This window comes from Pseudalkalibacillus sp. A8, from assembly GCF_045920555.1.
In the GTDB taxonomy this organism is placed as follows: Bacteria; Bacillota; Bacilli; order Bacillales; family Fictibacillaceae; genus Pseudalkalibacillus.
In genome coordinates this window covers 4,226,923-4,252,155 of sequence record NZ_CP174509.1, presented here as the reverse complement: position 1 = coordinate 4,252,155, position 25,233 = coordinate 4,226,923, and the positions used below count along the sequence as shown (strand labels likewise).

The window sequence follows — 25,233 nt, the reverse complement described above, 5'->3', positions numbered from 1 at the left end:
TCCACCTTTCCTCTGAACAGGAAAGGTTTTTTTTCGTTCAATAGGAGAATCCATCCTTTTTTTTAAAAAAAGCTTGAGAATAAATAAGATGTTTCATGCATCAGTTTCAGATGTTATAAACTATTGTTGCACTTTCTCATAAGGAAATGAGTACCGTATCAATTAAAAGCGATACTTTGAAGATCGTCGAGGAGGTTCCGTTATGGCAAAAAGCAGACGTCTTTTTACATCAGAATCGGTCACAGAAGGTCATCCGGACAAGATTTGTGATCAGATTTCCGATGCGATTTTAGACGAAATTTTAGCAAGTGATCCAAATGCACGCGTAGCGTGTGAAACTTCTGTAAACACTGGGCTCGTCCTTGTTGCAGGGGAAATTACGACTTCTACTTACGTAGACATACCGAAAATCGTGCGTGAAACGGTGAAGGGCATCGGTTATACACGTGCGAAGTACGGTTTCGACTATGAAACTTGTGCAGTTCTCACTTCTATTGATGAACAATCTGCTGATATTGCTCAAGGTGTCAACCAGGCCCTTGAAGCAAGAGAAGGATTGATGACAGAAGAAGAAATCGAGGCGATTGGTGCTGGTGACCAAGGTTTGATGTTCGGGTTTGCATGTAATGAAACCAAAGAGTTGATGCCGCTGCCGATTTCATTATCCCACAAGCTCAGTCGTCGGTTGGCTGAAGTTCGTAAAAATGAGGTTGTTCCATATCTACGACCAGATGGAAAAACTCAAGTGACAATTGAGTATGATGAAAATGATAAGCCAGTACACGTGGATACGATCGTCATCTCCACTCAGCATCACCCTGAGGTTACTCTTGATCAAATCAAGCGTGACCTGAAAGAGCATGTCATCAACCCTGTTGTGCCTGTCGAGTTGATTGACGAGAATACGAAATATTTCATCAACCCGACTGGACGTTTTGTCATTGGTGGTCCTCAAGGGGATGCTGGATTGACAGGACGCAAAATCATTGTTGATACGTATGGTGGTTATGCACGTCATGGCGGTGGCGCGTTCTCAGGTAAGGATCCGACAAAAGTTGACCGTTCTGCAGCCTATGCAGCGCGTTATGTGGCGAAAAATATCGTAGCAGCTGGACTAGCGGAAAAGTGTGAGGTTCAACTCGCCTATGCAATCGGGGTCGCCCAACCTGTATCCATTTCTATTGATACATTTGGTACTGGTACAGTATCTGAAGAGAAGCTAGTTGATCTAGTTCGAGACAACTTCGATCTTCGCCCGGCAGGAATCATCAAGATGCTGGATCTTCGCCGTCCGATCTATAAGCAGACAGCAGCTTATGGGCACTTCGGTCGTACGGATATCGAATTGCCATGGGAACAAACGGATAAAGCAGAAATACTTAAAAACAACGCATAGAAAGTTAAACCCTAAGAGGCACTTTGCCGCTCAGGGTTTTTTTGAGTTCAGGAAAGTTTGAGTTTATGAGGCAGGATGAATCTTTTGCTTACTTTCTATGAGTTCGGTATATTCACTTGTAAGCTTACTGGATATTACTTCCCAAGATTGGCTTTTTGCATAAGCTCTTGCATTTGTTGAAATTTGCGCCGAAAGATTAGGGTGTGTCAGGAAGAAAATGATTCTATCTATGAATGCTTGGGGTTCATATGGTTTGACAAGATATCCGTTATGGCCATCAATGACAATATTACGAATGCCCCCACTATCCGTACCGATTACCGGTGTTGCACATGCCATCGATTCCAATACGACATTTCCAAATGTTTCAGTTGGAGAAGGAAATATAAATAAATCTGAAATGCTATATGCCATTGATAGCTCTTTACTTCGCAAGTACCCTGTAAACAGGACATTGTGGAAAGTTTTCAGTGCGCTTTTTAAATCAACTTCACTAGGTCCTTCTCCTACAATCAACCAACATACTTTATCTTGCCACTTTTGAGGGAATTTCCTAATGATTTCAATCAAGGTTTGGATATCTTTTTCAGGTGCGAGTCTGCCGATATAGCTTAATACGATTTTGTCATGCGGGATTTTGTATTTCACTCGGAAACTACTTGTATTATGGTAAGGATGATAAATGGAGGTATCTACTCCTCGCCCCCAAATTCCTAAGCGTTCAAAACCCTTAGAGCTTAGATGATGAAGTGTTTCTTGTGAGGGTACATACGTCTTTTCAAAGTAACGATGAAACCAAGATAAGTATTTCCACCACCAATCAGTAGCCCATTGCAGATGATAATAGGACAAATAATGATCAAAGTTCGTGTGGTATGAAGCAACCATTGTAATATCATGTTTACGACCAAAATTTAATCCGTATAAACCAGTGGAAAACGGAGTTGCTACATGAATCAAATCTGGCTGAAAAGCCAAAAGTTCTTGAGTGATCTTGCGGTTGTAAGGTATGGCTACACGATATTCCTTATAAAGCAAAAAGCGCATGCTGGGCAGCAGGTGAGTATTAAGCGAAAAGAGGTTGTCAGGATCCATCATTGGGGCGATGACTTTACACTGCACTCCGGTTTTTTCCCAATAATTGACCAATTGTTGGAGTGTGTTTGCTACACCATTGATTTGGGGATGATAAGTATCCGAAAAGAGGGCGATATTCACCAATACATTCCTCCTAAAATGGAATAGAAAAGGAATACAGAAGCCAACCTGTTCCCACTCCTATTAATATGCCACCGATTACATCTGAAGGATAATGCATTCCAAGATAAATTCTTGAGATGGCAACCGAAAGGGAGATTGGTAATAAAATAAGTGCAAGAATCGGATTCCAACATAGGATTGGTGTGAGGACCGAAAAGGTTGCGGTGGTATGCCCAGATGGAAACGAATGATCCTTCAACAATCTTGAAATGGTGATGGTATCAGACAAAACCATGTAAGGGCGTTTCCGAGGGTATATTTTTTTGCTGATTTGAACAGGAATATGGCTGATTGCAAGAGCTAGCAGGCTTTGTAAAGCGATAAGACGTAATTCTCCAGAACCTAACGCGAATAGCAATATACAAATGCCAATTGATCCCGTCGCCCCTCCTAAATGCGTCACGGTCATGAAATACCTGCTTAAGGCTGATTGTTGACATTTGCTGTTCACCCATTGGAAGACAGTACACTCCCTCTCATGAAGCCAGTCAATAACTTTAGCCAACTTTTCTCTCCCCTTTTAGTAGGATTTAGTTCATCATACCGTTCCAATATTAGGCAAATATCAATAGAGTGTTAATTTTTTGTAGAGATATGCCTCAAGTCAGACATTATACTTTCATTTCAGAGGATGATAAAATTGTGAAAGTGGGTATAAATAGAATAGTTGAAAGGACGGAGGGATATAGATGTATAATGGAATTCATCATGTTTCACTTGAGGTGAAGAAGCTGAAGAGAGCAAGGGCTTTTTATGAAAAAGTGGTCGGTTTTCAAGTTAGTCCGGATCGGCCGGACTTCGATTTTGATGGCATATGGTACCAAATCGGACATACACAGCTTCATCTGATTGTGAATGAAGGAATGGATGAAGAAAAAAAAGCACCATTAAATAGCCGTGCCCGTCATTTTGCAGTCAGGGTGGATTCGATTGATGATATTCTCGACCGTCTTGAAAAAGCGGGTTATTGTTATTTGAATAAGCCAACCAGTAAAACTGGCTGGCATCAAGTGTTTGTACAGGATCCAGACGGCAACACCATAGAATTCAACGTTTAGGTTTTTCTTGCATCTGTTTATAATATTGCCCCCGCTCTACATATTCAGTGCGGATCCTTTCCATATCATTCAAATCTGCTTCATTCAATTCCCTTACTACTTTTGCTGGTCGCCCGAAAGCGAGTGAGTTGGGCGGAATTTTTTTACCAGGAGGGACAAGGCTGCCGGCACCGATAAAGGCACCCTCACCTATTTCTGCCCCATCAAGTACGAGAGACCCCATTCCAATCAAGGCATTCTTCCGGATGGTACAGCTATGTAATGTGACTTGATGACCGACTGTGACATCATCCTCGAGGACCAATGGATTGTTTGGACTCTGGTGAAGCATGGAAAGGTCTTGGACATTGACACGTTTTCCGATGAAGGTTGGCGCTACATCGCTCCGTATGACTGTGTTGAACCAAATGGAGGACTGTTCTTGGATCGTCACATCACCTGAAATGACAACACCCTCTCCAATGAATACTGTTTGATCGATTTTGGGGTCAGTTCCTTTATAGGGGTAAATCAAAGTATCATCCTCTTTCTTTTATAATTATAAATTGTTGATTTACGACATCCACTTCTTTTCCGCGGGCGATGCGCAAGCCTCTTCGCTCACTTGCACAGGAAGTCAACACAAAAATGAATTCATTTTCGTGTCTGCGATGAGAATTCTTAGAAGCTTTCCTTATGCTGGCTTCGACGTTCACTACAGGACGTGGTGGTATTTAGTCGAAGTTCATTATTATAGTCGAAGTTCATTATTATACTCGAAGATCCTTCGATTGCTGTGGGGTCTCGACTGGCTCGCTTTTCCCGCAGGAGTGTCGTAAAATTCGCTTAAAGTAATTTTCCTATCAACATTAAATTTAACATGAATAGATATTTGTATGAAATCACTTGCAGTTTAGCAAATTATAGAGTAGAAGAAAAGGGGGAGTTGTCTATGTGGATATGGGAAGCTGAACATGCAAAAGCAGTAATCGTGATGGTCCATGGTGCAGGAGAGCATCATGGAAGATATAAGTGGCTTTGTTCACAATGGGTAGCAAATGGTTTTCATGTCGTCATGGGTGATCTCCCGGGGCAAGGAGCTACCCGTAGGAACAGAGGACATATCTATTCGTTTAACGAATATATAGAAACGATTGAAAAATGGGTCGGATCTGCAAACCAATTCGAGCTGCCTGTATTTTTATTCGGTCATAGTATGGGCGGTCTTGCAGTCATTCGCGCCCTTACAGAGAAAGAACTGCCTGTAAACGCTGTGATTCTTTCTTCACCGTGTTTAGGTATTGTCTATCAACCCCCGAAACCTGTAGATGCTTTATCGAGAGTGATCAATCGTGTTTACCCTACTTTACGGTTAAGCTCGCACAGAGGGTTCGGAAAAGCGACAAGATCGAAAGAACGGATTGAAAAGGATATGGAGGATATTTTCTATGTTAAGAAGGTGTCGATACGCTGGTATAGGGAGTTGATGAGTTCCATCAAAATCGCCCATCGGTCAGTCGATCAATTTCCAGATGTACCCCTTTTGGTCCTGCAAGCTGGAAATGACTTGATCGTCGATAAAGAGAGCGTAAGGAACTGGTTCAATAAGTTGAATTTGATGGAAAAATCCTATAAAGAGTGGCCCGAGCTTTACCATGAGATTCTCAATGATCCAGAACGAGATCAAGTATTCCAATATGTATCACAATTTGTCAACTTATTATTAACCTTCGAAGAGAATCTTCAAAAGGAGTGAAAGTATGAACGATGTCCCTTCACAGCCTTGGTCATTAATGATGCGGATTTATAAAGAAATCATCCCGAATGTCCACCGGGAGTTGGATTTATGGAGGGAAAAAGCTGAACATATACCGAATGAAGAGTTAAGGACTCAAGCGATCGCGAGCATCAATTCGAAGACGTTCCATTGTGAGGGCGGGTCGATTTATGCCTTGCTCGCAATGTATCCAGACAGGCGGAAAGAAATAATCGAATTCATTGTCGCCTATCAGACGATCAGTGATTATCTCGATAATTTGTGTGACAGAAGCACTTCTTTGGATCCTGAAGATTTCAGTTTGCTACACGATTCCATGAGACATGCATTGACGCCGGGTGTGACACTTGAGAAATATTATAGACTTCGGGAGGAACAGGATGATGGCGGGTATTTGCATGATCTTGTGCTTACGTGCCAGAAAGTACTTGAAAAACTGCCCGGTTTTCCACAAATCCATTCTGGACTTATCGAGTTAGCAGAACATTATTGTAATCTGCAAATACATAAACATGTCATCCATGAAGAAAGAGTTCCGCGTTTACAGCGGTGGTTTTCTGAAAATAAAAAGGAGCTTCCAGCCATGAGCTGGTATGAGTTCTCCGCTTGTGCCGGATCGACATTAGGGATTTTTTGTCTTGTTTCGTATGCTTCCAATGGGGAAGTGGACCCTGAAGTAGTCCATAAAGTAAAAGAGGGATATTTTCCTTGGATCCAGGGCCTCCATATCATGATGGATTATTTGATCGATCAAGAGGAAGACAAGGATGGCGGCGATCTCAATTTCTGTTTCTACTATGAAAGTCAGGATCGGATGATCGATCGTCTATTGCACTTTTTTAAAATGGCGGACCGATCAGCAAAAGACCTGCCACATTCCAAATTCCACACCTTAATTACAAGAGGACTGTTGGGAATCTATTCGACAGATGCGAAGGTGAAAAGACAACGGGATGTCCAGAATGTCCTGAAAAAGCTGATGCGAGCAGGGGGAATGTCAGCCTACTACTTTTATTGGAACAGCTGGGTATATCGAAAAGTGAAAGCATGAGGAGATAGAGATATGAAACCACATCAGGTAAGGCTAAGGCTGGTGTGGTTTTTTATTGATTTTTTGTTCAAATTAAAGATAATTCCACGAGTTTTTAAGATAAAACTGGTTTTTTAAAGATAAATAAGAATTTTTAAAGATAAAGAATCAATTTCATAATTCATCTTTTTCAAAATGGATAAAGAGTCAGAATATAAATATATCGTTTTTTAAGCAGCTTTGTTTAATGTGGTTGATTGTTCTTTAATCCTTACGTTAGCTAATTTCATCGCATTGTAAACCAGGGTAACGAAATTAAAATGGATTTTTGCTCGTTTTCCAGATCGATATCGTACATTGTCTAACTGAAAAAATTCTTTTAAATAAGCGATAACTCGTTCGACAGCGATCCTTTCTTTGTAGCGTTCATCCCAAGCTTTTGAGCCTCGGGCTGGCGCACTATAACTTTGTAAGTTGGTCTCAAGCTTCACTTTAAAAACCTTTTGACACAAGGAATCATGAGCTAATGGACAACTGGAACATTCTTTGGGACGCGTATATTTAAGGGTTTGATACTTCTTGTCAAAACTGTCATAACGATAGGAATGTTCGCGTACACAGGTTGGAGCGAAATTTTCATCAAACCCATCAAATTCGGTCTCTTTCTTCGCCCTGTGGGCAATAATCGAATAGCTTTTCATTTGGTGATGTATTGGTAGATGGCGTTGAAATCATACCCTTTATCTAATATCACGTAACCGATTTTCAAATTCGGCACCACTTCTTGAATCCCTTGTACAGGGATTGCTGCCTTTCCATCATTTAATTTGGCAGAGGACATCATGGAATGCAGGATAAATTGGTTTTTCGTATCGACCGCAAAGTGACCTTTGTACCCATACCAATATCCGTTTCTTCCTTCGCTATTTTTCTTATAGCCCCAATTGGGATTAATCGGCATCTCATCTCGAAGAACTTGGTAGGGTACATCAAGTTGGTCTTCGATTGTTTTCTCGTAGATCGGTAAGGAGGCTTCGTAAGCCTCTTTTTCTTTCCGCCATTGTTCACGCTCTTTGTTTGTTTTTCTTCCACGTTTTTTTAATTTAGGCTTTGGCTTTTTCTCTTTTGCGATGAAGGCTTTATCTCTAAATGTGAAATGGCCGGCATCGATCGCTACATTGGGGTCATCTTCGATGAATCCCTCTGTAAAGGCATCGCGGATAATTTGATGATTAGCGCCTTGAAGGACATTCGTTTCTACAATCTTTGAAATCATACGTGAAAAAGAAGCTTCAGAAGGCACAGAGTCCGATACAAGGAACCCACAATCCAACTTGAATTGTATGTCATATTTTAGACGTTTAACCAAGAGTTGAATTTCCGGAATACGTTCTACCACTCGAACGATAAGCGATTGGATCATCGCAGGATAGTTCAACTCAACAGGTCTTCCACGATTGGATTGTTTCGCCACCACACTGACGATTGAATCCATACAAACCGCAGAAAAAATCTCATCATATCGTTGGGTAGGTTCCAAATCATATAATTCCTGCATGTCAAACAGACTTTCTTGTCGTATAATAGACATAGGAGACCTCCTTTTGTTTCGAGAGTTTGTGTGGTTACTTACTCTTTTTAGATAATTGGGGAGGTACTCCTTTTTTTGTTGTTTCAAAACCCTTGGGACCGTAAGGTAGGGATTTATGAAATTGATTCATAAATAAGAATTTTTAAAGGTTAAGTGCCAATTTTTAAAGATAATCCAACCTCCTCAAAAAAGGAATTGGGAATCTTATAGGGAATCATGAAATAGTTTATTAGAAATTACAAGGGGGGATTTAGGATGGGAGAAGCATCCATCCAAATTGCAACTATGATCAGTGCTGTATCTTTTCTGGCAATATCTTTATTTCATCTGTTGCTCGCTTCAGGGTTACCTTATGGGGAAGTAGCATATGGAGGGATCCATAAAGGGGTCTTACCATAATTTACAAAAACAGAGGACACCAGAGACCTTAATTGTTCAAAACCATTGAATATCAGCTACCTTTCACCCAAATAATGGACCAGCTGTCCGCTGAATTTCTTGTACATCTCCTATATTCCACCATCTAGATTATCTTGAATAAAAACCACAATTTCCCAGAATCGGAGGATCTATCGATGTCACTTCTTTTCAATCGCGATCACAAATGGCGGGTTGTTCTTTTGATTGAGAAATTGATATTGAAGGACATGTGCCTTTGATTGGTCCATACCCTGCAGATACTCCATCAACGTATCTTTTTCAATCTGTCCGCCTTCATGTCCATAATAAACCACAAGGACAATGAGTCCGCCTGGCATCAAAATCTCCAGCAATCCCTCGATAGCTGTAAGAGTTGAATCAGGTTTCGTAATTACTGACTTATCACTTCCGGGTAAGTAGCCGAGGTTGAAAACGGCTGCCTGGACTAAACCATGGTAAGATGAATCGACGTATTCTTTCACATGGGCGTGACTTTCCTGAAATAAGCGAACATTATCTTCCAACCCATTTTCCCGTAATCTCTTTCTAGTTGCTTCAATCGCTTCTTCCTGAATATCGAATCCATACACAATTCCGTTAATGCCCACCAGCTCCGCTAAGAATTGCGTATCGTATCCGTTCCCCACAGTAGCATCTATTGCAACCCCACCAGACTCAACTACCTTTTCCAATAGTTCTTTTGCAAATGGTAATACCCGGTTTAGAATCATGGGGCTTGAACCTCGCATTGCTGATAGAATTTTCCCTGGTAGCTGTCCCGCCTTTCTAATTCCGTTTCGATCGAGTTGAGTACGTTCCATTTGTTCATGCTCCACATCGGTCCGATCAATAGCTCGGCAGGACCGTCACCTGTCAGTCGATGGATCATCATATCAGGAGGAAGGACTTCCAATTGGTCACAAACGAGTTTTACATAAGTGTCGAAATCCAAGAATTCTACCAAACCATTTTCGTATTGCTTTACCATCGGTGTCTTTTTCAATAAGTGTAAAAGATGGATCTTGATGCCCTGGACATCTAGTTTTGACACCTCTCGGGCGGTTTCCATCATCATTTCAGGCGTTTCTTGAGGCAGTCCGTCAATGATGTGACAGCATACCCGTATTCCGTGGTTTCGCAGTTTTTTCACACCATTCACATAACACTGATAATCGTGTGCACGGTTGATAAGCTCAGCCGTTTCTTCATGTACAGTTTGAAGGCCAAGCTCTACCCAGAGGTAGGTCCGCTCATTCAGCTCTGCCAAATAGTCTACAACCTCATCCGGCAGGCAATCGGGCCTCGTCGCGATTGCAAGGCCGACAACACCTTCCTGTTCTAAAATGACTTCGAATTTTTCCCGAAGTTCTTCCACAGGGGCATATGTATTCGAAAAGGCTTGGAAATAACCGAGATATTTACCTTTTTTCCATTTTTTATGCATACGTTCCTTAACAGTGTTGAACTGCTTGACAAGATCGTCCCGACGGTTTCCCGCAAAATCACCGGACCCACTTTGTGAACAGAATGTACACCCGCCGGAAGCAACTTTACCATCACGGTTCGGGCAGTCGAAACCACCGTCGATCGGAATCTTGATGATTTTTTCACCAAAATATTCTTTAAGATGTTTATTCCAAGTATAGTAACGTTTATCCCCAAAATGCGGAGGAACAGTTATTTTCGTAGACATAATATTCCCTTTCCATGATTCATATTTTATACTACCAGCATTTTAGCATGTTGGATCAGTCTCCGCCAATTGGGATTTCGAAGACTGATTACATCGAGAAAAAACAATTGCCATGATTAGTAAAAAGGAATACAATCTTTTTGGTATGGAAATTCAGTTCCTTCCTAATAAGGTACGGATTGTAAAACAGAGGTACAGAGGATGCCTAAGCATCTTTGGCTGTTGATAGTGGGTATGATGATCAATGTCACAGGTGCTTCGTTCTTATGGCCCCTTAATACGGTATATATACATGATCATCTAGGGAAGTCCTTGACGTTGGTTGGACTCGTATTGATGGGGAATGCAGGGGCTGGGGTCATCGGCAATCTGATCGGCGGCTATTTGTTCGATAAGATAGGGGGATACCGGAAGCATTGGGTTAAGTTTCCGAAACTGCAGATCATCGTGGGAATTTTTATTTTTCATGGTTTCCTATTTGATCGCTTCACAGGCAAGCTTCTTCTTAGGTCTGATGACAGCAATGATTATCTTGACTATTGGAGAAATGCTCGTTTGGCCTACAGTACCGACGATCGCAGGGGAATTAGCCTCAAAGGGCCGGGAAGGATTTTATCAGGGTGTGGTTAACAGTACTGCTACCGGAGGCAGGATGTTTGGACCGATCATTGGTGGATTGATTGTCGATTTATCGGGTATAAACGCCATGTTCCTTGTCATCTTTTTCTTGTTATTCATCAGTCTGGGTATTTCAATCGTCTATGATCGTAAAATTGAAAACCGAGTATCGATTGTTGTTGAAAAGCCGTCTTAGTACGGCTTTTTCCTTATTTTCATGCATAATATTTGTCCAAAACGTGAAATACAATAAGAAGTGGAGAGAGGAGTGAGCATGTATTGGAGAAAAGCTCGATTGGTAATACGTATAGATGGAACAGCTATATCTCATGGATTGCACTTATATTACTCGTTCTTTTTATTACGCTAGGATTCCTTCATAAAACATTGACACCGTTTGATATTCAGGTCATGAAATATGTTTGGGGAATACGTTCAGACTGGTTGAATGCCTTCTTTATTTTCATAACGTATGTAGGTTCTGCCTACGTATCAATTCCGCTTCTGATCGTATTAGGTACGTATTTTTTAGTGAACAAGAAAATCAAGCTGGCTCTGGTACTCATCTTTAATCTGGTTGGGGTACGGGCAATGAACCGTTTATTGAAAAATGGTTTTAATCGGACGCGACCAGATGAAAATCCCCTTCTTGATGTTGGCGGTTTAAGTTTTCCCAGCGGGCATGCTATGAACTCTGCTGCATTCATATGTTTTCTAGGTTATCTGCTCTGGACTTACCTAAGTAAGAAAGGAAGGCAGGCGGGATATATCCTTGTGGGTGCATGGACACTTGTTTTCCTGATCGGTTTCAGTCGTGTTTACTTAGGTGTCCACTTTCCGAGTGATGTAATAGCGGGCTTTTCGGCTGGGGGAATTTGGCTTATCCTTACATTAGTATTCTTGAAAGTTATGACGATTAAGCGAGAGAATGAGACAGGGGGATGAAAGATGGACATGATTAAGATAGCAGAACAGCTTGCTATTCAAGCTCATAAAGGCCAGGTCCGTAAATTATCTGGAGAACCGTACATAATCCATCCAATAGCAGTAGCGAATATTTTAAAAGAGTCAGGGTTTCCAGAAGACGTTATCATTGCAGGTTTTCTGCATGATACGGTTGAGGATACAGAAATGGAAATTGAAGATATAGAAAAAGCTTTTGGAAAAAGTGTTGCGGATCTTGTAAAAGCAAATACCGAAGATAAGACGAAAACATGGGCAGAACGGAAGCAGCATACAGTCGAGGTTATACGGAAAGCCCCTTTGGAAGTAAAAGCTTTGATCATTGCTGATAAACTCGATAATTTTAAAAGCTTGAGGGAATCTTTTGAGCAAGATGGTGAAGACATATGGGAAAAATTCAAGGGTGATAAACAGAAACAAAGCTGGTATTACCGAAGTGTCGCGACCAATGCATTAGAAGGTCTAGGGCGGGAAGAAATACCTGAATTCTTCTACATGTACAAAAAGATGGTGGATCGATTTTTCGAACAAGTATAAAAATCAGTAAAAAAGTCCATCATGATATAAACCTAATTTCTCAAATTACCTTGACAATTTATGAAAATCTGCATACAATACAAATTAAATTCTTCACAAATTCAAGGCGAAGAAGAGGATTAGTAAAATAGTACTCGGTCCAAGAGAGTTGGCGGCAGGTGAAAAGCCAACCCGGAAGCTATTTGAACTCGCCTCAGAGCCATAAACGTGAACCAAAGTAACGTTTATCGTCCCTCCGCGATAAGGAGCTAGAGTGAGTGCAAACATTGCACTAATGCGGGTGGTACCGCGGGAAGGTTATGTGTATCCAACCTCTCGTCCCTGATGTTTTACAAAATCAGTGGCGGGAGGTTTTATTATTTTCTGGTGACCGATAAGCATCGAATTTCTGCGTTAGCTTGTGTCTACGATTCTCACTTAGGTTCCACTAAGCTCCGAGTCTCGACACTGCGCTGCCTTGAACTTCTCGCTTTTCACTCACCAGGTGTTTTTGAGATAATAGCTGTGGAGCTGAGGTTAAAAGGAAGGCTAATTGACAAATCTGGAGTTGCTCGATCAACGCCAAAAGTTGCTCAATATAACTTAAAAGTTGCCCGACCCCACGAAGAAGTTGCACAATAAAACGTAAGGGTATAAAAATCGTCTTTAGACAATTTTAACGAAAAAGTGTAATTGGGTGCTTGTCGCCCTTCAAATACTACAGAGAAATCATCCATAAAATCAAATAAAGGAATGGGAGTGGCAGTCATGGCTTTTGACCATACGCAAATTGAACGTAAGTGGCAATCCTATTGGGAAGAAAATAAAACGTTCAAAACTGAATTTGAACTTGGAAAGAAGAAGTTTTACGCATTGGATATGTTTCCGTATCCGTCAGGCGCTGGCCTGCATGTAGGGCACCCTGAAGGTTACACCGCGACCGATATCGTCGCACGTATGAAGCGGATGCAAGGATACAATGTCCTCCATCCGATCGGTTGGGACGCATTCGGTCTTCCGGCTGAGCAATATGCGTTGGATACCGGTAATGATCCTGCTGAATTCACAGAAAAAAACATTAACACTTTCCGCAGACAAATCAAAGAGCTTGGATTTTCTTATGATTGGGACCGCGAAGTGAATACGACGGATCCAAACTACTACAAGTGGACGCAATGGATCTTTTTACAGCTTTATAAAAATGGTCTTGCCTATATCGATGAGGTACCGGTCAACTGGTGTCCAGCACTGGGAACGGTCCTTGCGAACGAGGAAGTCATCGATGGTAAGAGTGAACGTGGCGGGCATCCAGTCATCCGTAAGCCGATGAAACAGTGGATGTTGAAGATAACAGCGTATGCGGATCGTTTGTTGGAGGATCTTGAGGACCTTGATTGGCCTGAGAGCTTGAAGGAGATGCAACGCAACTGGATCGGCCGTTCAGAAGGTGCGGAAATCACGTTTGATTTTGATGGTCATGATAAAGCAGTGACCGTCTTCACGACCCGTCCTGACACATTGTTCGGTGCAACATATATGGTATTGGCACCAGAACATGCTTATGTTGAAGAGATCACAACTGCTGAGCAGAAGTCGGCAGTTGAAGCTTATAAAAAAGAAATCGAGACGAAGAGTGACTTGGAACGTACGGAGCTTGCCAAGGAAAAGACCGGTGTCTTCACTGGAGCCTATGCGATCAATCCAGTGAATGGCGAAAAAATTCCTGTCTGGATTGCGGATTACGTATTAGCAAGCTATGGAACCGGTGCGATTATGGCGGTTCCTGCACATGACGAACGTGACTATGAATTCGCTGCAAAATTCGAGCTTCCAATCGTTGAAGTCGTCAAAGGCGGAGATGTTTCGAAGGAAGCTTATACGGAAGACGGAGAGCTTGTGAACTCAGACTTCCTAAATGGTTTGAACAAAGAAGAAGCGATCACGAAAATGATCCAATGGCTTGAAGAGAATGGTAAAGGTGAGAGGAAAATCACCTACCGTCTTCGCGATTGGTTGTTCAGCCGTCAGCGTTATTGGGGTGAGCCGATCCCGATCATCCATTGGGAAGACGGCACAAGCAGTGCTGTACCAGAAGAAGAGCTTCCATTGACACTCCCGAAAACAGACAACATCAAACCTTCGGGAACAGGTGAGTCGCCGCTAGCAAATATTGAGAAATGGGTGAATGTCGTCGATCCTGAAACGGGTAAAAAAGGTCGACGTGAAACGAATACAATGCCGCAATGGGCGGGAAGCTGCTGGTATTACCTTCGTTACATCGATCCAGATAACAACGAACAGCTTGCTTCAGAAGAAAAGTTGAAGCACTGGCTTCCAGTCGACCTTTATATCGGTGGAGCGGAACACGCAGTCCTTCACTTGTTGTACGCACGTTTCTGGCATAAAGTCTTGTATGATGTTGGTGTAGTGCCGACAAAGGAACCGTTCCAGCGTCTTTACAATCAAGGTATGATTCTTGGAGAAAACAATGAGAAGATGAGTAAATCGAAAGGGAATGTCGTCAATCCGGACGAAGTAGTAAAGACCCACGGCGGGGATACATTACGTCTATATGAAATGTTCATGGGACCGCTTGATGCGAGCATCGCCTGGTCCGAAAATGGATTGGATGGCTCACGTCGTTTCTTGGACCGTATATGGCGTCTGTATGTTGAAGAGGATGGAACGATTTCGGGTAAAATCCAGGATGTCGAGCCGAATGAACAGTTCGAACGAGTGTATCATCAGACGGTAAAAAAAGTTTCTGAGGACTTCGCAGAATTGCGCTTCAATGTCGGTATCTCACAAATGATGGTCTTCATCAACGAAGCGTATAAGCAAGATGTATTGCCGAAGACGTTGATGGAAGGATTCATCCAATTGTTATCACCAGTCGCTCCGCATATTGCCGAGGAGATTTGGGAGAAGCTCGGTCATACAGAAACAATTACGTATTCTGGATGGCCGACGTTCGATGAATCGAAGTTGACGGAAAATGAAGTGGAGATCGTCGTTCAAATCAACGGTAAAGTTAGAGCGAAGTTGATGGTTCCGACGGATGCTGATAAAGGACAATTGGAAGAGATTGCTTTGTCCGACGGTAAAGTGAAAGAGAACATCGATGGTAAAACGGTACGTAAAGTCATCGCAGTACCCGGAAAATTGGTCAACATCGTCGCAAATTAATCAAAATGAGAAGGATTGGCTTCGGTTTAGAGGTCAATCCTTTTTTAAATGATAGGCTCTGTTATACTTCATTGTTGATATACGAAATTCATTCCCTTTCCGCGAGCGATCCGCACCCCTCCTCACTTGCACATGGATCTCAACACAAAAATGAAACCATTTTCGTGTCTGCGATGAGAATTCTTAGAAGCTTTCCTTATGCTGGATTAGACGTTCACCACAAGACCACTTACATTCCATCCTTGTAGTTTTGCGCCGAGTAACCGCAGGCGCAGGACGTGGGGGTATTTAGTCGAATTTCATTATTATACTCGCGAAGTTCATTATTATACTCGATGATCCTTAATTGTTGTCCGCTGCGGGGTCTCGCCTGGCTCGCTTTTCCCGAAAGAGTGTCGCGAATTTCGCTGAAAGCAATATATAAAAGAAATCAACATTAACCTTTAACAGCGCCAAATGATAAGAAAGATAAAAATTTTGGTGCAGTGAAATAATGTCTAGCTCCATCGCCAAACCATTTGGATCGCTTCAGACCTCCTGCAGCGGTCGACACATTGAATTACTGCTTAAGTAGTAACCAATGCAAAACCAAGTCTTTGTTTGGTTTGAGACTCCTCGTCGGACTTCCAGTGGCCTTCGTGGCTAACCAGGGCGCTTGCGCTTTTCTTTATAATTGATGTGCTATAATGATGGAGTATAATTTCATATGTTGCTTTATGGTGGACTGATGTTTCTGATCAGTCCTTGAAAGGGAAGCCGGTGAGAGTCCGGCGCGGTCCCGCCACTGTGAGGTTGAGGTTCTTGAACATGCCACTGTTTCATTAAGAAATGGGAAGGGGTTTTGGGACTGATGAAGCCGAGCCAGGAGACCTGCCATAAGGAAGGACACAGAAATTCCTACGGGAGATAGGAGGGTGTTACGTGCAAAAACGATTGGAATCTATCATGACATATCTCGTTATGAACCTCTTCGATCTTAGCCTGGCATCTTCTTTATGAGGGTGTTTTTTATTTTTTGGCTCTGTTATTCTTTCTTGTTAATTTCCGGGAGACGTGGTGGTTGTTACTCGAAGATCCTTTTAGTTGTAAGCTGCGGGGTCTCGCCAGGCTCACTTTTCCCGCAGGAGTGTCGTGAAGTTCGCTTAAAGAAAATTCTATTAAAAGTCAATAACAAGATTTAACAGAGCCTATTTTTAAAAAAATCGGAGGGGAAGAGATGGAACAAGCATATCCAATAGGGCGTTCAAGAATTATTCAAACCAAGCTGGTTTTACCACCAGACACGAACCATTTACAGACGATCTTCGGTGGTATCGTTTTATCGTATATTGATGAAATCGCTGCACTGTCAGCGATGAAGCATTCGAAAAGTGTAGTTGTCACAGCATCGATCGATTCAGTAGATTTCTTGTCATCTGCTAAAGTTGGTGATGCACTGGGGCTCGAAGCTTTTGTCACATATACCGGCAGGACATCGATGGAAGTTTACGTTAAAGTGTTCTCTTCCAATCTATTGACTGATGAAAAAACATTGACGACCGAATCTTTTCTTACGATGGTCGCTGTAGATTCTTCAGGGAAACCTGTCCCTGTTCCGAAGGTCATCCCTGAAACCCCAGAAGAACAGAGGTTATACGACACAGCACCTGCACGAAAGGAAAATCGTAAAAGTCGCTCGATGATCCGTTGAATTCCAAGGACCTGCTGCATTAGTGGCTGGTCCTTTCATTTGGTGGAAAAAGTAGATTGATCGTTAAATTACCCCACTTCGTCGTTCAATCACTTAACTTCGTCATTAAACCATTACTCCCCCGAAAAAAAACTCCCTCTACTGAATCAATCCCTTTACTTTTGTTAGTGAACTTCGTAAAATAAGTGGCGAAACAATAAAAATGACATGACTTGATTATAGATATCGAAAGGGTGTTGAGTATGGAGAATGAACTTAAAACAATCACACCAGCGGAGGTTGAAAAGCTTTTAAAAGAAGGCGAGAAAATTTCCATCATAGATGTTCGTGAAAATGAAGAGGTAGAAGCTGGGAAAATTCCAGAAGCGAAGCATATTCGTTTGATGGAAATTCCGGATCGATTGAATGAGATCGAAAAAGACGAGGAACACATCATGGTTTGCCGCTCAGGAAGACGTAGTGAAAATGCCGGTTATTTTTTACAAGAGCAAGGCTTTAAAGTGAAAAATATGGTCGGCGGAATGCTTGAATGGGAAGGCGAAACAAAATAATAACCAGAAAGAAAGGGGAAACGGAGAGATGATTTGGGGAATCATCCTGTTTGTGGTAGCTGTTTACATCTTCTTCTCCTATCTACTTCCTTATTTGAAATTGAAGGCATTTCAACAAGAGGCTGTAGACCAAAATTTGTATTGCATGATTGATGTCCGTGATTATCAATCATCTTATCGTGATCCATTTCCGGTCATGACGAAGAATATTCCTTTATCCTATTTGTCTAGAACGACGAAGGAAGAAGAAATTTGCGACCGGGATATTGTTGTGATCGCAGAATCAAAATACGGAGCGGCAATGGCAGCACGGATTTTAAAACGGAAAACGGACAAATTTATATATTATGTAACGGTTACCTGACAAAAGTAGAAGTCTTTCGTCAAAGGATTTCCAGCACCCCCAGGTGAATTTTACGTGATAAACGTACGATTCAGGGGGTGTTTTTTTGTTGCAAATCAAACTCTTTGAGGCTCAACACGAAGAAGATCTTGAAGAGGAGGTCAATGATTTCCTTTCACGACTGCATGAATCCAAATTCATCGAAATCAAATATCAAGTCTCTATGGCAATTGATGAAGATACAGAAGACTTCGAATCTCTCTATAGTTTTTCAGCGATGGTCCTTTATCGGGTATGATAAAAGAAAAAATGATAGACTAGTAGGAAAAGGGTTTAGGTGTGAGGATATGATTCGATATTGCATTTGTTTTATGATAAAAGGCCAGGAAGTACTGATGCTTAACCGGGATAAAGCACCGAACAAAGGCCTATGGAATGGCGTCGGGGGGAAGCTCGAGCCTGATGAAACCCCTGAGCAAAGTGTGATCCGGGAGGTTCAGGAGGAGACCGGTTATTGTATCACATCTCCACGGTACGGAGGAATTGTCCGATGGGAAGTTGACGACAAGGAGATCGGCGGGATGCATGTTTTCTTCGTACATCTGACAGAACAAAACAGGTATCCGACCCCTGTTAAAATGGATGAAGGGATTCTGGATTGGAAAGGATTATCTTGGGTACTGGAAAAAGACAATCTAGGAGTCGTCAGCAATATCCGATACTTCCTTCCGGAAATGCTTAAAAATGATGAGCCTTGTGACTTTCTATGTATTTACCGAAATGGCCGTTTGGAACAAGTCAAAGAAATGGGACTGACTCGTTAAAGTCAGCCCCTGTTGTACATTTCTTCAGCTTTCCGTCGGATCCCCATCAATTTCTTGTCATTGTTATCGTAAACTTCGAAACCGAATTTCTTATACAAACCATGTGCATCTTCCGTGGCCAGCATGATCCTTCTTAACTTCAGTAGATCGGGATGAGCCATGACTTCTGTCATCATCCATTTAGAAAGTCCTTTACCTCTGTGGTGTTCATCTACAAAAACGTCCGCCAAATAACCGAATGTGGCGTAGTCTGTAATCACTCTGGCAAAACCGACTTGGTTTTGTTCGTAAAACAGTCCGACACAAAGGGAGTTTCGTATTGATTTTTCAACTGTGTCAAAATCAATCCCTTGCGCCCAATAAGAGTCTTCGCTTAAGTACCGGTGGATGTACGGAATATCCAACTCATCGCGATCCATGGTAAGAATGTACTCGTCTTTATACTTGTAGCCCATTTAATCGTCTCCCCTCGGTTAATCTTTTGCTGCATTCGTTCCAGCTAGATGACCAGTCACAAACGCACAAGTAATGTTGTAACCTCCGGTGTATCCGTGAATATCCAGTATTTCACCACAGAAATATAAATTTTCAACAAATTTAGAACGCATTGTATTCGGTTCAACTTCCTTTGTTGAAACTCCGCCGCCAGTTACAAAGGCTTTTTCAATCGGAAGAGTTCCATTTACTTTAAAAGTAAAGCCTTTAACAAGTTTTGCAACATCCCGTAACGAAGCGTGTGGTAGCTGGTTATAAACCGTATCCAAGCGGATATCTGCCTGCTCAAGTAAAAAGTGAAGATAGCGCTCTGGAATCCATCCTTTCAATGCATTTTTGATGGCTTTTTTCGGTTCATCCTTCAATAATGCCATTAATTCTTGATAAATTTCTTCTACATTCTTATCCGGCATAAGGTCAATTTTCATTGTCACATAGCCGTCTTTGCTTTTCTTCAGAGCTTTGACGACAAATTGACTACAGCGGAGTACTGCCGGACCGGAAATCCCGAGATGTGTGAAAATCATGTCCATCCGATGGGTGATGATCGGCTTTCCATTCGGTTTTAAGACACTCAAGGCGACATCGCGCAAGGACAACCCCTGAAGCGTTTTTTCTTTTATGAACGTTTCGTCAGAGGTGAGGGGAACTTCTGTCGGATAAAGTTCTGTAATCGTATGTCCGGCATCTTTCGCCCAGGCATAGCCATCCCCCGTCGAACCGGTATGAGGAACTGACTTCCCCCCAACTGCAATAATTACAGCCCTTGAAAACATTTTTTCGCCGTTTTTCAATTGAATTCCTTTAGCGTGCTGGTTTTCATAAATCACTTTCTGGACTTCGGTATTGGTACGGATGTCGACTCCGAGCTCATTGATTTTTTTTAGCATCGCAGCAACGACAGACTGGGCTTTATCGTTCATAGGAAACATCCGGCCGTGGTCTTCCTCTTTCAAACGGATGCCCAGGCCTTCAAAAAAGGCGATGATATCTTCATTATTGAAAATATTGAAGGCGCTGTAGAGGAATTTTCCGTTTCCAGGAACATGCTTGATGATTTCTTCAATTGGTAGACGGTTCGTAACGTTACAGCGGCCACCGCCGGAAATGGCAAGCTTTCTGCCCAATTTATTCCCTTTATCAACTAGTAAGACTGAGGCACCGTTAGAAGCACTCGCAACAGCTGCCATCAAACCTGACGGGCCACCGCCGATGATAATGACGTCATATTTCATATGTACACCTACTTTTCTTTACCTACACTGTAAGATACCATGATTATAATACGTGTTCAAAATCTATGACAGATTAAGCAAGGAGGCCTATAGCATTGGAGAATCAATTCAAACCATCTGTTACAGAAGCATACATACCTGATGATGGCGGATGGACTTCCTATAAGGAAACAAATGTATTATTGATATCCATTCCACGATTTGATCAACTCGTTCAAATAGAAAACAAAGGCTACTCTTATGTTTGGTTATACGATGAGGAGATGGATGGTCATATCTTCTGTTTTAAACTGGATAGTGGTGAAGAGCGAGCCATCCTATTCAAACATGAACATGCCGGAAGACTCCTTCAAAAGGAAGAAGCACAAGAGTTGTTCCATATTGCAGTGGCATCAACCAAGTTGGATGAGATTGACGACGATACATATTTATTATGGCTTCCAAACGTGGAGTTCACTCCAAGACCGTTACCTTAAGAAAAGCTTTAGCGAAAGCTATCATACTATGGTAAAATACATAGGATTATATGACATGGCATTGGGAGTTGGAACGTTTTATGTCAAAGTTGATACGTGGCACGTTGATTCTTACAGCGGCTACTTTCTTTTCTAAATTTTTGGGATTGATTTTCGTCATCCCGTTCGAATGGTTAGTCGAAACGGATGAAGCTTCCGGTGGGGCGCTTTATAGTTATGCTTACACGCCCTATACCGTTTTCTTGAGCATCTCGACATTAGGGTTGCCATTAGCTGTTTCGAAATTCGTATCCAAATACAATGCATTAGGGGATTATGTTACCGGAAGGCGACTGCTAAAGTCTGGGCTCGTCGTCATGTCAATCAGCGGTTTTTTTGCATTTCTGATCCTGTTTTCCTTAGCTGAATGGATTGCGACCTTGATGGTAAGTAGAGGAGGAAGTAACGGAAACTCATTAGAAGATGTAACGATGGTGATTCGATTAGTTTCTACAGCTCTTATCATTGTTCCGATCATGAGCTTGATCAGAGGATATTTCCAGGGATTCCAGTCAATGGGGCCTACGGGACTTTCGCAGGTTGTCGAGCAAGTCGTGAGGATCGGGTTCATCCTGATCAGTGCGTTTTTAGTCATGATCGTATTCAAAGGAGAAGTGAGTACAGCAGTAGGTTTTGCTACGTTCGCTGCATTCATCGGGGCGATGGCGTCATTAATAGTGCTTTTATGGTACTGGAAAAGACGGAAGCCCAATTTGAATAAATTGTTGAAAAATAGTGTGGACCACAAAATTTCGTTACCGAAAATGTATAAGGAATTGATCCAGTATGCGATTCCATTCGTTGCAGTTGGATTGGCAATACCACTCTACCAAGTGATCGATATGGTGACGATTAATAAGGCTCTGCAAAGCGGATTCGGATATGATCAGGCGAAAGCGGAATCGTTTTATGCTGTATTGCAGACCTATTCTCAGAAATTAATCATGATTCCGGTCTCCTTAGCGACTGGACTTGCCTTGACGGTCATTCCATTGATAACGACACTGTATACAAAAAAAGACTTTCCTGTACTGCAAAGTCAAATCACGAAAATATTTGAAATTGTCTTGTTCTTGACTGTTCCAGCGGGTATTGGGCTGGCTTTACTCGGATTACCAGCTTACTCGTTATTGTTTTCAAACAACATTGAGATCGGTGGTATGGTCCTTTCATGGTATGCGCCAACGGCAATCGTGTTTGCGCTATTCACGGTGACGGCCGCCATCCTCCAAGGAATCAATAGACAGCGTTTTGCAGTCTATAGTCTGATGATGGGTATTTTTGTGAAGGTAAGTTTGAACTATTTATTGGTTGCGAACATCGGTATTGTTGGTGCCATCATCGGAACAAACTTAGGCTATCTTTTATCGATTGTGATCAATGTGTTGATTATCAAGCGATATGCAAGATATCGATTCAGACCAGTTTATAAACGTTCTATTTTGATTGGAATGTTCATCGGACTGATGGTCATTGCAGTCATACTTGTCAAATGGGGAGTCGAAGCGATCGTAGGTACAAATTACAATAGTACATTCACTTCACTATCGGTATTGACGATAAGTGTTCTAGCAGGAGCAGGAGTTTATTTGTATATGAGCCACTTCTCAGGGCTCCTACAACACATATTCGGGGATCGGATCGACCGATTGTTCAAACGTAAGAAAGCACGTTCAAATTAAGGCCTTTTTCCAAGGCCTTCTTCTTTTGTCTTAAAAATATCGGAAATTCATTTCTTAGAATCCGAGCTGCTTAGCTGTTCATCAAACCATGCAAGCTGTTGGCCGATTCCAAGTCCTTTCATTGGAATCTTGTATTCATACCCTTTCTGCTCGAGCTGCGGTTCCAGATGGTCACGATATACTTTTCCACCATGAAGATAGACGACCACATCCTCCGGTGATTCATACTGCATGAACGTTTCGATCACATTTCGAGCCCAAACTTTTTTCTCCATAATTGAAAATGTCTTAATGGATAGGTCATAAGGTTCTAACTTTTGATCAGGTAAAAGAAGCCCGTCCTTCGCATTATAAAAGTAAAAACGATCGTAATGTTCTTTTGCATATTGCACAGATTTTTGGAACAATGGGCTTGTATAAAATTCAAGAACAGGTGCAGGATGGTCCAATTTTTTTCTCCCTGTAGCGAGCAATCCGATTGATTGTTTCAAAGGTACCCCTCCTTTTGGACTATTTTTACCTTATTATACACTCAAATGAAAAAAATAAGCTACATATTTACAATTGTTGGGAGGTTTTTACGTGAGAATTGATAAATTATTAGCAAATATGAACTATGGAAGTCGAAAAGAGGTCAAGAAACTCCTGAAGAATGGTCTTGTTGAAGTAAACGGTGAAATCCTGAAAGATGGAAAGTCTCACGTTGAACCTGAATTGGATACTGTTACTGTGAATGGTGAAGTCGTCGATTATGTGAAAAATGTGTATGTCATGATGAATAAACCGGCTGGTGTCATTTCTGCTACTGAGGATAATATACATATGACGGTCGTTGACCTATTGGGTGAGGAATATGCTTCCCATAAACCATTTCCTGTTGGGAGGCTGGACAAAGATACAGAAGGATTGTTGATTTTGACTAACGATGGCCAGCTATCCCATCGGCTGCTTGCTCCGAAAAAACATGTGCCGAAAACGTATTATGCCAAAATCGATGGAAAGGTCACGGAAAAAGAGCGTATGATGTTGGAAAAAGGTGTGAAGCTCGACGATGGATACGTTACAAAGCCTGCAGAGCTGACCATACTCAAAAGCGGTGTCCAATCTGAAATTGAATTAGCCATCACAGAAGGAAAATTCCATCAGGTGAAACGGATGTTCGAAGCTGTCGGTAAAAAAGTCCTTTATTTAAAAAGGCTTCAAATGGGATCATTGAAATTAGACCCATCCCTTTCCCCTGGTCAATTCCGATCATTGACCTCACAGGAGATTGAACAGCTAGAAAAAGATTCTCCAAGCCCCTGAGAGTTTTATACCCGCTACAGAAGGGTATTAATCTAAACATACTTGTAAAAAAGGAGAATCTAAAATGCTTATATTTGGTAAAGATATCCTGAATCAGAAAATCATAACCGCTGATAATGAAGAGTCAAAAACAAAAGTGGACGACCTGCTTCTCAATAAGAAAACGTACGATTTAGATTACCTGCTTTTTGTCGAAAAGAACCCTGAAAAGTATGATGACCAGAACCGAGTCGAGACATCATTGGATAATGTCGTCAATAGTTCAGGGGGTCAGACTGCTATGAATACCCCTCCGGTCACGGCTGAAGATACTATTTCCAAAAGTTATGATAAAAAAACACGTTATGTCTCTATCAACGATGTCACAGAGCTGACGGAGCGTTATGTAAAAATAAGCGGTGTTGACCAACAGCTGCATGATCCTGTCGATTCGATCGCCACTTCAGCGATCATCGGAAAAAAAGTTAAAACAGATAGCGATGAGACATTAGGAAAAGTAATCGACGTCGTGATTGATTGGGATAACCGCAGAGTCGTAGGGTTAGCGCTTGCAGATGGATTTTGGGCGAAGCTTGTATCTGAGGAAAACAGGTTCCTGTGTCTCGAAGAAACGATGGACTGGGGACCAGAAGAAATCATTGTGCCAAACCACTTTAAGGATCATCTTGTAGATAGTGTGAATGAAATCAGGGGCTGACACTATTGTTTTGGGACAGCCCCTTTGTTTTTTATAAATGGAAAACGGGCCATCATCGGTTGAAGACCCGTTTCTTTTGCAATTATGCTAATTTCACTTTTTTAGATGTTGTTTTCCATTTTCCTCTTGTAGGGCTTGACACAAGGTTATTATACGTTAGCACGTTTAAATCTCGCTGAATCGTTCTTTGGGTCGTACCAAATTCGTCGACAAGCTGTTGTGTTGTGACCGTACCACTTTCGTGAATAAACATATAGATTGCTTTTACACGGTTCAACATACGTTCAGTCGAAGGACTCAAACAACCACTCCTTACCTTTTTTACACTAACAAATACAGTGTATCGGCTAATTATTAAATGAATATTAAGGTTTTATTGAAATATTCGAAAAATTAACCATAAATACAC

27 protein-coding genes, 2 pseudogenes, 1 riboswitch and 1 other annotated feature are annotated in these 25,233 nt (G+C 41.8%); of the genes and pseudogenes, 19 read left to right on the top strand and 10 right to left on the bottom strand.

What is annotated here, in order from left to right; translation table 11 throughout:
• Positions 1 to 202 precede the first annotated feature (202 nt).
• Positions 203 to 1,396 (top strand): methionine adenosyltransferase, encoded by a 1,194-nt coding sequence (gene metK, locus ACJROX_RS21820; RefSeq protein WP_408007307.1) that lies wholly within the window; start codon positions 203 to 205, stop codon positions 1,394 to 1,396.
• Between the two features lie 63 nt (positions 1,397 to 1,459).
• Here metK and ACJROX_RS21815 read toward each other — a convergent pair whose 3' ends face one another.
• Positions 1,460 to 2,614 carry a glycosyltransferase family 4 protein gene (locus ACJROX_RS21815; protein WP_408007306.1) on the bottom strand — a complete coding sequence of 385 codons (1,155 nt, stop codon included), beginning with the start codon at positions 2,612 to 2,614 and terminating at the stop codon, positions 1,460 to 1,462.
• Positions 2,615 to 2,627: 13 nt separating this feature from the next.
• Positions 2,628 to 3,161, bottom strand: coding sequence for a phosphatase PAP2 family protein (locus ACJROX_RS21810; RefSeq protein ID WP_408007305.1), 534 nt, complete (start codon positions 3,159 to 3,161; stop codon positions 2,628 to 2,630).
• Positions 3,162 to 3,345: 184 nt separating this feature from the next.
• Here ACJROX_RS21810 and ACJROX_RS21805 point away from each other — a divergent pair, with 184 nt between their 5' ends.
• On the top strand, positions 3,346 to 3,714 hold the full coding sequence (locus ACJROX_RS21805) for a VOC family protein (protein WP_408007304.1): 369 nt from the start codon (positions 3,346 to 3,348) through the stop codon (positions 3,712 to 3,714).
• Here ACJROX_RS21805 and ACJROX_RS21800 read toward each other — a convergent pair.
• Positions 3,704 to 4,228: a gamma carbonic anhydrase family protein gene (locus tag ACJROX_RS21800; protein ID WP_408007303.1), complete on the bottom strand. Its 525-nt coding sequence runs from the start codon at positions 4,226 to 4,228 to the stop codon at positions 3,704 to 3,706. The two genes, ACJROX_RS21805 and ACJROX_RS21800, sit on opposite strands and share 11 nt — an antisense overlap.
• 417 nt (positions 4,229 to 4,645) lie before the next feature.
• On the opposite strand from ACJROX_RS21800, the gene ACJROX_RS21795 reads away from it, so the two are divergent.
• Positions 4,646 to 5,449, top strand: coding sequence for a lysophospholipase (locus tag ACJROX_RS21795; protein ID WP_408007302.1), 804 nt, complete (start codon positions 4,646 to 4,648; stop codon positions 5,447 to 5,449).
• A gap of 4 nt (positions 5,450 to 5,453) precedes the next feature.
• Positions 5,454 to 6,521 (top strand): tetraprenyl-beta-curcumene synthase family protein, encoded by a 1,068-nt coding sequence (locus ACJROX_RS21790; protein WP_408007301.1) that lies wholly within the window; start codon positions 5,454 to 5,456, stop codon positions 6,519 to 6,521.
• 209 nt (positions 6,522 to 6,730) lie between these two features.
• On the opposite strand, the pseudogene ACJROX_RS21785 reads toward ACJROX_RS21790, so the two are convergent.
• Positions 6,731 to 8,091 (bottom strand): annotated as a pseudogene (locus ACJROX_RS21785) (transposase).
• Positions 8,092 to 8,346: 255 nt separating this feature from the next.
• Here ACJROX_RS21785 and ACJROX_RS21780 point away from each other — a divergent pair.
• Positions 8,347 to 8,490, top strand: coding sequence for a hypothetical protein (locus tag ACJROX_RS21780; protein ID WP_408007300.1), 144 nt, complete (start codon positions 8,347 to 8,349; stop codon positions 8,488 to 8,490).
• A 179-nt stretch (positions 8,491 to 8,669) separates the two neighbouring features.
• Here the strand turns inward: ACJROX_RS21780 and ACJROX_RS21775 are convergent, their stop codons facing one another.
• Together ACJROX_RS21775 and ACJROX_RS21770 are read right to left on the bottom strand one after the other, a co-directional pair.
• Complete coding sequence (locus ACJROX_RS21775) at positions 8,670 to 9,242, bottom strand: class I SAM-dependent methyltransferase (protein ID WP_408011729.1); 573 nt, start codon at positions 9,240 to 9,242, stop codon at positions 8,670 to 8,672.
• On the bottom strand, positions 9,239 to 10,204 hold the full coding sequence (locus ACJROX_RS21770) for a TIGR01212 family radical SAM protein (protein ID WP_408007299.1): 966 nt from the start codon (positions 10,202 to 10,204) through the stop codon (positions 9,239 to 9,241). Before ACJROX_RS21770 ends, ACJROX_RS21775 begins: the two co-directional genes overlap by 4 nt.
• A gap of 201 nt (positions 10,205 to 10,405) precedes the next feature.
• On the opposite strand from ACJROX_RS21770, the pseudogene ACJROX_RS21765 reads away from it, so the two are divergent.
• The 10 genes and pseudogenes from ACJROX_RS21765 (at position 10,406) to ACJROX_RS21720 (ending at position 18,895) form a co-directional block, all read left to right on the top strand.
• A pseudogene (locus ACJROX_RS21765) lies at positions 10,406 to 11,018 on the top strand (MFS transporter).
• Positions 11,019 to 11,101: 83 nt separating this feature from the next.
• Positions 11,102 to 11,767 carry a phosphatase PAP2 family protein gene (locus tag ACJROX_RS21760; RefSeq protein WP_408007298.1) on the top strand — a complete coding sequence of 222 codons (666 nt, stop codon included), beginning with the start codon at positions 11,102 to 11,104 and terminating at the stop codon, positions 11,765 to 11,767.
• Positions 11,768 to 11,770: 3 nt separating this feature from the next.
• The gene (locus ACJROX_RS21755) at positions 11,771 to 12,322 is read left to right on the top strand and encodes an HD domain-containing protein (protein WP_408007297.1); all 552 of its coding nucleotides are present in this window, start codon (positions 11,771 to 11,773) and stop codon (positions 12,320 to 12,322) included.
• 100 nt (positions 12,323 to 12,422) lie between these two features.
• Positions 12,423 to 12,648, top strand: a binding site (T-box leader).
• Entirely contained in the window at positions 12,647 to 12,943 is a 297-nt protein-coding gene (locus ACJROX_RS21750) for a hypothetical protein (RefSeq protein WP_408007296.1), read from the top strand. Its footprint overlaps the feature before it by 2 nt.
• A 126-nt stretch (positions 12,944 to 13,069) precedes the next feature.
• Positions 13,070 to 15,487, top strand: a complete 2,418-nt coding sequence (leuS, locus tag ACJROX_RS21745; RefSeq protein ID WP_408007295.1) for a leucine--tRNA ligase — start codon at positions 13,070 to 13,072, stop codon at positions 15,485 to 15,487.
• A 700-nt stretch (positions 15,488 to 16,187) separates the two neighbouring features.
• Positions 16,188 to 16,380, top strand: a riboswitch (cobalamin riboswitch).
• Between the two features lie 323 nt (positions 16,381 to 16,703).
• On the top strand, positions 16,704 to 17,177 hold the full coding sequence (locus ACJROX_RS21740; protein ID WP_408007294.1) for an acyl-CoA thioesterase: 474 nt from the start codon (positions 16,704 to 16,706) through the stop codon (positions 17,175 to 17,177).
• 242 nt (positions 17,178 to 17,419) lie between these two features.
• Positions 17,420 to 17,728, top strand: a complete 309-nt coding sequence (locus tag ACJROX_RS21735) for a rhodanese-like domain-containing protein (RefSeq protein WP_408007293.1) — start codon at positions 17,420 to 17,422, stop codon at positions 17,726 to 17,728.
• 28 nt (positions 17,729 to 17,756) lie between these two features.
• The gene (locus ACJROX_RS21730; protein WP_408007292.1) at positions 17,757 to 18,092 is read left to right on the top strand and encodes a rhodanese-like domain-containing protein; all 336 of its coding nucleotides are present in this window, start codon (positions 17,757 to 17,759) and stop codon (positions 18,090 to 18,092) included.
• Positions 18,093 to 18,177: 85 nt separating this feature from the next.
• Positions 18,178 to 18,369 (top strand): sporulation protein Cse60, encoded by a 192-nt coding sequence (locus ACJROX_RS21725; RefSeq protein WP_408007291.1) that lies wholly within the window; start codon positions 18,178 to 18,180, stop codon positions 18,367 to 18,369.
• Positions 18,370 to 18,442: 73 nt separating this feature from the next.
• The gene (locus ACJROX_RS21720; protein ID WP_408007290.1) at positions 18,443 to 18,895 is read left to right on the top strand and encodes an NUDIX hydrolase; all 453 of its coding nucleotides are present in this window, start codon (positions 18,443 to 18,445) and stop codon (positions 18,893 to 18,895) included.
• A 2-nt stretch (positions 18,896 to 18,897) separates the two neighbouring features.
• On the opposite strand, the gene ACJROX_RS21715 is transcribed toward ACJROX_RS21720, so the two are convergent.
• Both ACJROX_RS21715 and ACJROX_RS21710 read right to left on the bottom strand, forming a co-directional pair.
• On the bottom strand, positions 18,898 to 19,350 hold the full coding sequence (locus ACJROX_RS21715) for a GNAT family N-acetyltransferase (protein ID WP_408007289.1): 453 nt from the start codon (positions 19,348 to 19,350) through the stop codon (positions 18,898 to 18,900).
• Positions 19,351 to 19,368: 18 nt separating this feature from the next.
• Complete coding sequence (locus ACJROX_RS21710; protein WP_408007287.1) at positions 19,369 to 20,625, bottom strand: NAD(P)/FAD-dependent oxidoreductase; 1,257 nt, start codon at positions 20,623 to 20,625, stop codon at positions 19,369 to 19,371.
• 95 nt (positions 20,626 to 20,720) lie between these two features.
• On the opposite strand from ACJROX_RS21710, the gene ACJROX_RS21705 reads away from it, so the two are divergent.
• Together ACJROX_RS21705 and ACJROX_RS21700 are read left to right on the top strand one after the other, a co-directional pair.
• A complete protein-coding gene (locus tag ACJROX_RS21705; RefSeq protein WP_408007286.1) occupies positions 20,721 to 21,101 on the top strand; it encodes a hypothetical protein in 381 nt (126 codons plus the stop codon).
• A gap of 80 nt (positions 21,102 to 21,181) precedes the next feature.
• Positions 21,182 to 22,822, top strand: coding sequence for a polysaccharide biosynthesis C-terminal domain-containing protein (locus ACJROX_RS21700; RefSeq protein ID WP_408007285.1), 1,641 nt, complete (start codon positions 21,182 to 21,184; stop codon positions 22,820 to 22,822).
• Positions 22,823 to 22,869: 47 nt separating this feature from the next.
• On the opposite strand, the gene ACJROX_RS21695 is transcribed toward ACJROX_RS21700, so the two are convergent.
• On the bottom strand, positions 22,870 to 23,313 hold the full coding sequence (locus tag ACJROX_RS21695; protein WP_408007284.1) for a DUF6884 domain-containing protein: 444 nt from the start codon (positions 23,311 to 23,313) through the stop codon (positions 22,870 to 22,872).
• 91 nt (positions 23,314 to 23,404) lie between these two features.
• On the opposite strand from ACJROX_RS21695, the gene ACJROX_RS21690 reads away from it, so the two are divergent.
• Positions 23,405 to 24,127: a pseudouridine synthase gene (locus ACJROX_RS21690; RefSeq protein ID WP_408007283.1), complete on the top strand. Its 723-nt coding sequence runs from the start codon at positions 23,405 to 23,407 to the stop codon at positions 24,125 to 24,127.
• 64 nt (positions 24,128 to 24,191) lie between these two features.
• Positions 24,192 to 24,824, top strand: a complete 633-nt coding sequence (locus ACJROX_RS21685) for a PRC-barrel domain-containing protein (RefSeq protein WP_408007282.1) — start codon at positions 24,192 to 24,194, stop codon at positions 24,822 to 24,824.
• Between the two features lie 82 nt (positions 24,825 to 24,906).
• On the opposite strand, the gene ACJROX_RS21680 is transcribed toward ACJROX_RS21685, so the two are convergent.
• Positions 24,907 to 25,125 (bottom strand): DeoR family transcriptional regulator, encoded by a 219-nt coding sequence (locus ACJROX_RS21680; RefSeq protein ID WP_225064288.1) that lies wholly within the window; start codon positions 25,123 to 25,125, stop codon positions 24,907 to 24,909.
• Positions 25,126 to 25,233: the final 108 nt, after the last annotated feature.

Excerpts from the sequence above, each read along its gene's own strand:
- ACJROX_RS21805 (WP_408007304.1), top strand. The coding sequence starts at position 3,346 with ATGTATAATGGAATTCATCATGTTTCACTTGAGGTGAAGAAGCTGAAG.
- ACJROX_RS21700 (WP_408007285.1), top strand. The coding sequence starts at position 21,182 with ATGTCAAAGTTGATACGTGGCACGTTGATTCTTACAGCGGCTACTTTC.
- ACJROX_RS21790 (WP_408007301.1), top strand. The coding sequence starts at position 5,454 with ATGAACGATGTCCCTTCACAGCCTTGGTCATTAATGATGCGGATTTAT.
- ACJROX_RS21795 (WP_408007302.1), top strand. The coding sequence starts at position 4,646 with ATGTGGATATGGGAAGCTGAACATGCAAAAGCAGTAATCGTGATGGTC.
- ACJROX_RS21770 (WP_408007299.1), bottom strand. The coding sequence starts at position 10,204 with ATGTCTACGAAAATAACTGTTCCTCCGCATTTTGGGGATAAACGTTAC.
- ACJROX_RS21685 (WP_408007282.1), top strand. The coding sequence starts at position 24,192 with ATGCTTATATTTGGTAAAGATATCCTGAATCAGAAAATCATAACCGCT.
- metK (WP_408007307.1), top strand. The coding sequence starts at position 203 with ATGGCAAAAAGCAGACGTCTTTTTACATCAGAATCGGTCACAGAAGGT.
- ACJROX_RS21730 (WP_408007292.1), top strand. The coding sequence starts at position 17,757 with ATGATTTGGGGAATCATCCTGTTTGTGGTAGCTGTTTACATCTTCTTC.
- ACJROX_RS21780 (WP_408007300.1), top strand. The coding sequence starts at position 8,347 with ATGGGAGAAGCATCCATCCAAATTGCAACTATGATCAGTGCTGTATCT.
- ACJROX_RS21720 (WP_408007290.1), top strand. The coding sequence starts at position 18,443 with ATGATAAAAGGCCAGGAAGTACTGATGCTTAACCGGGATAAAGCACCG.
- ACJROX_RS21775 (WP_408011729.1), bottom strand. The coding sequence starts at position 9,242 with ATGATTCTAAACCGGGTATTACCATTTGCAAAAGAACTATTGGAAAAG.
- ACJROX_RS21715 (WP_408007289.1), bottom strand. The coding sequence starts at position 19,350 with ATGGGCTACAAGTATAAAGACGAGTACATTCTTACCATGGATCGCGAT.
- leuS (WP_408007295.1), top strand. The coding sequence starts at position 13,070 with ATGGCTTTTGACCATACGCAAATTGAACGTAAGTGGCAATCCTATTGG.
- ACJROX_RS21710 (WP_408007287.1), bottom strand. The coding sequence starts at position 20,625 with ATGAAATATGACGTCATTATCATCGGCGGTGGCCCGTCAGGTTTGATG.
- ACJROX_RS21740 (WP_408007294.1), top strand. The coding sequence starts at position 16,704 with ATGGAACAAGCATATCCAATAGGGCGTTCAAGAATTATTCAAACCAAG.
- ACJROX_RS21735 (WP_408007293.1), top strand. The coding sequence starts at position 17,420 with ATGGAGAATGAACTTAAAACAATCACACCAGCGGAGGTTGAAAAGCTT.
- ACJROX_RS21755 (WP_408007297.1), top strand. The coding sequence starts at position 11,771 with ATGGACATGATTAAGATAGCAGAACAGCTTGCTATTCAAGCTCATAAA.
- ACJROX_RS21750 (WP_408007296.1), top strand. The coding sequence starts at position 12,647 with ATGTTTTACAAAATCAGTGGCGGGAGGTTTTATTATTTTCTGGTGACC.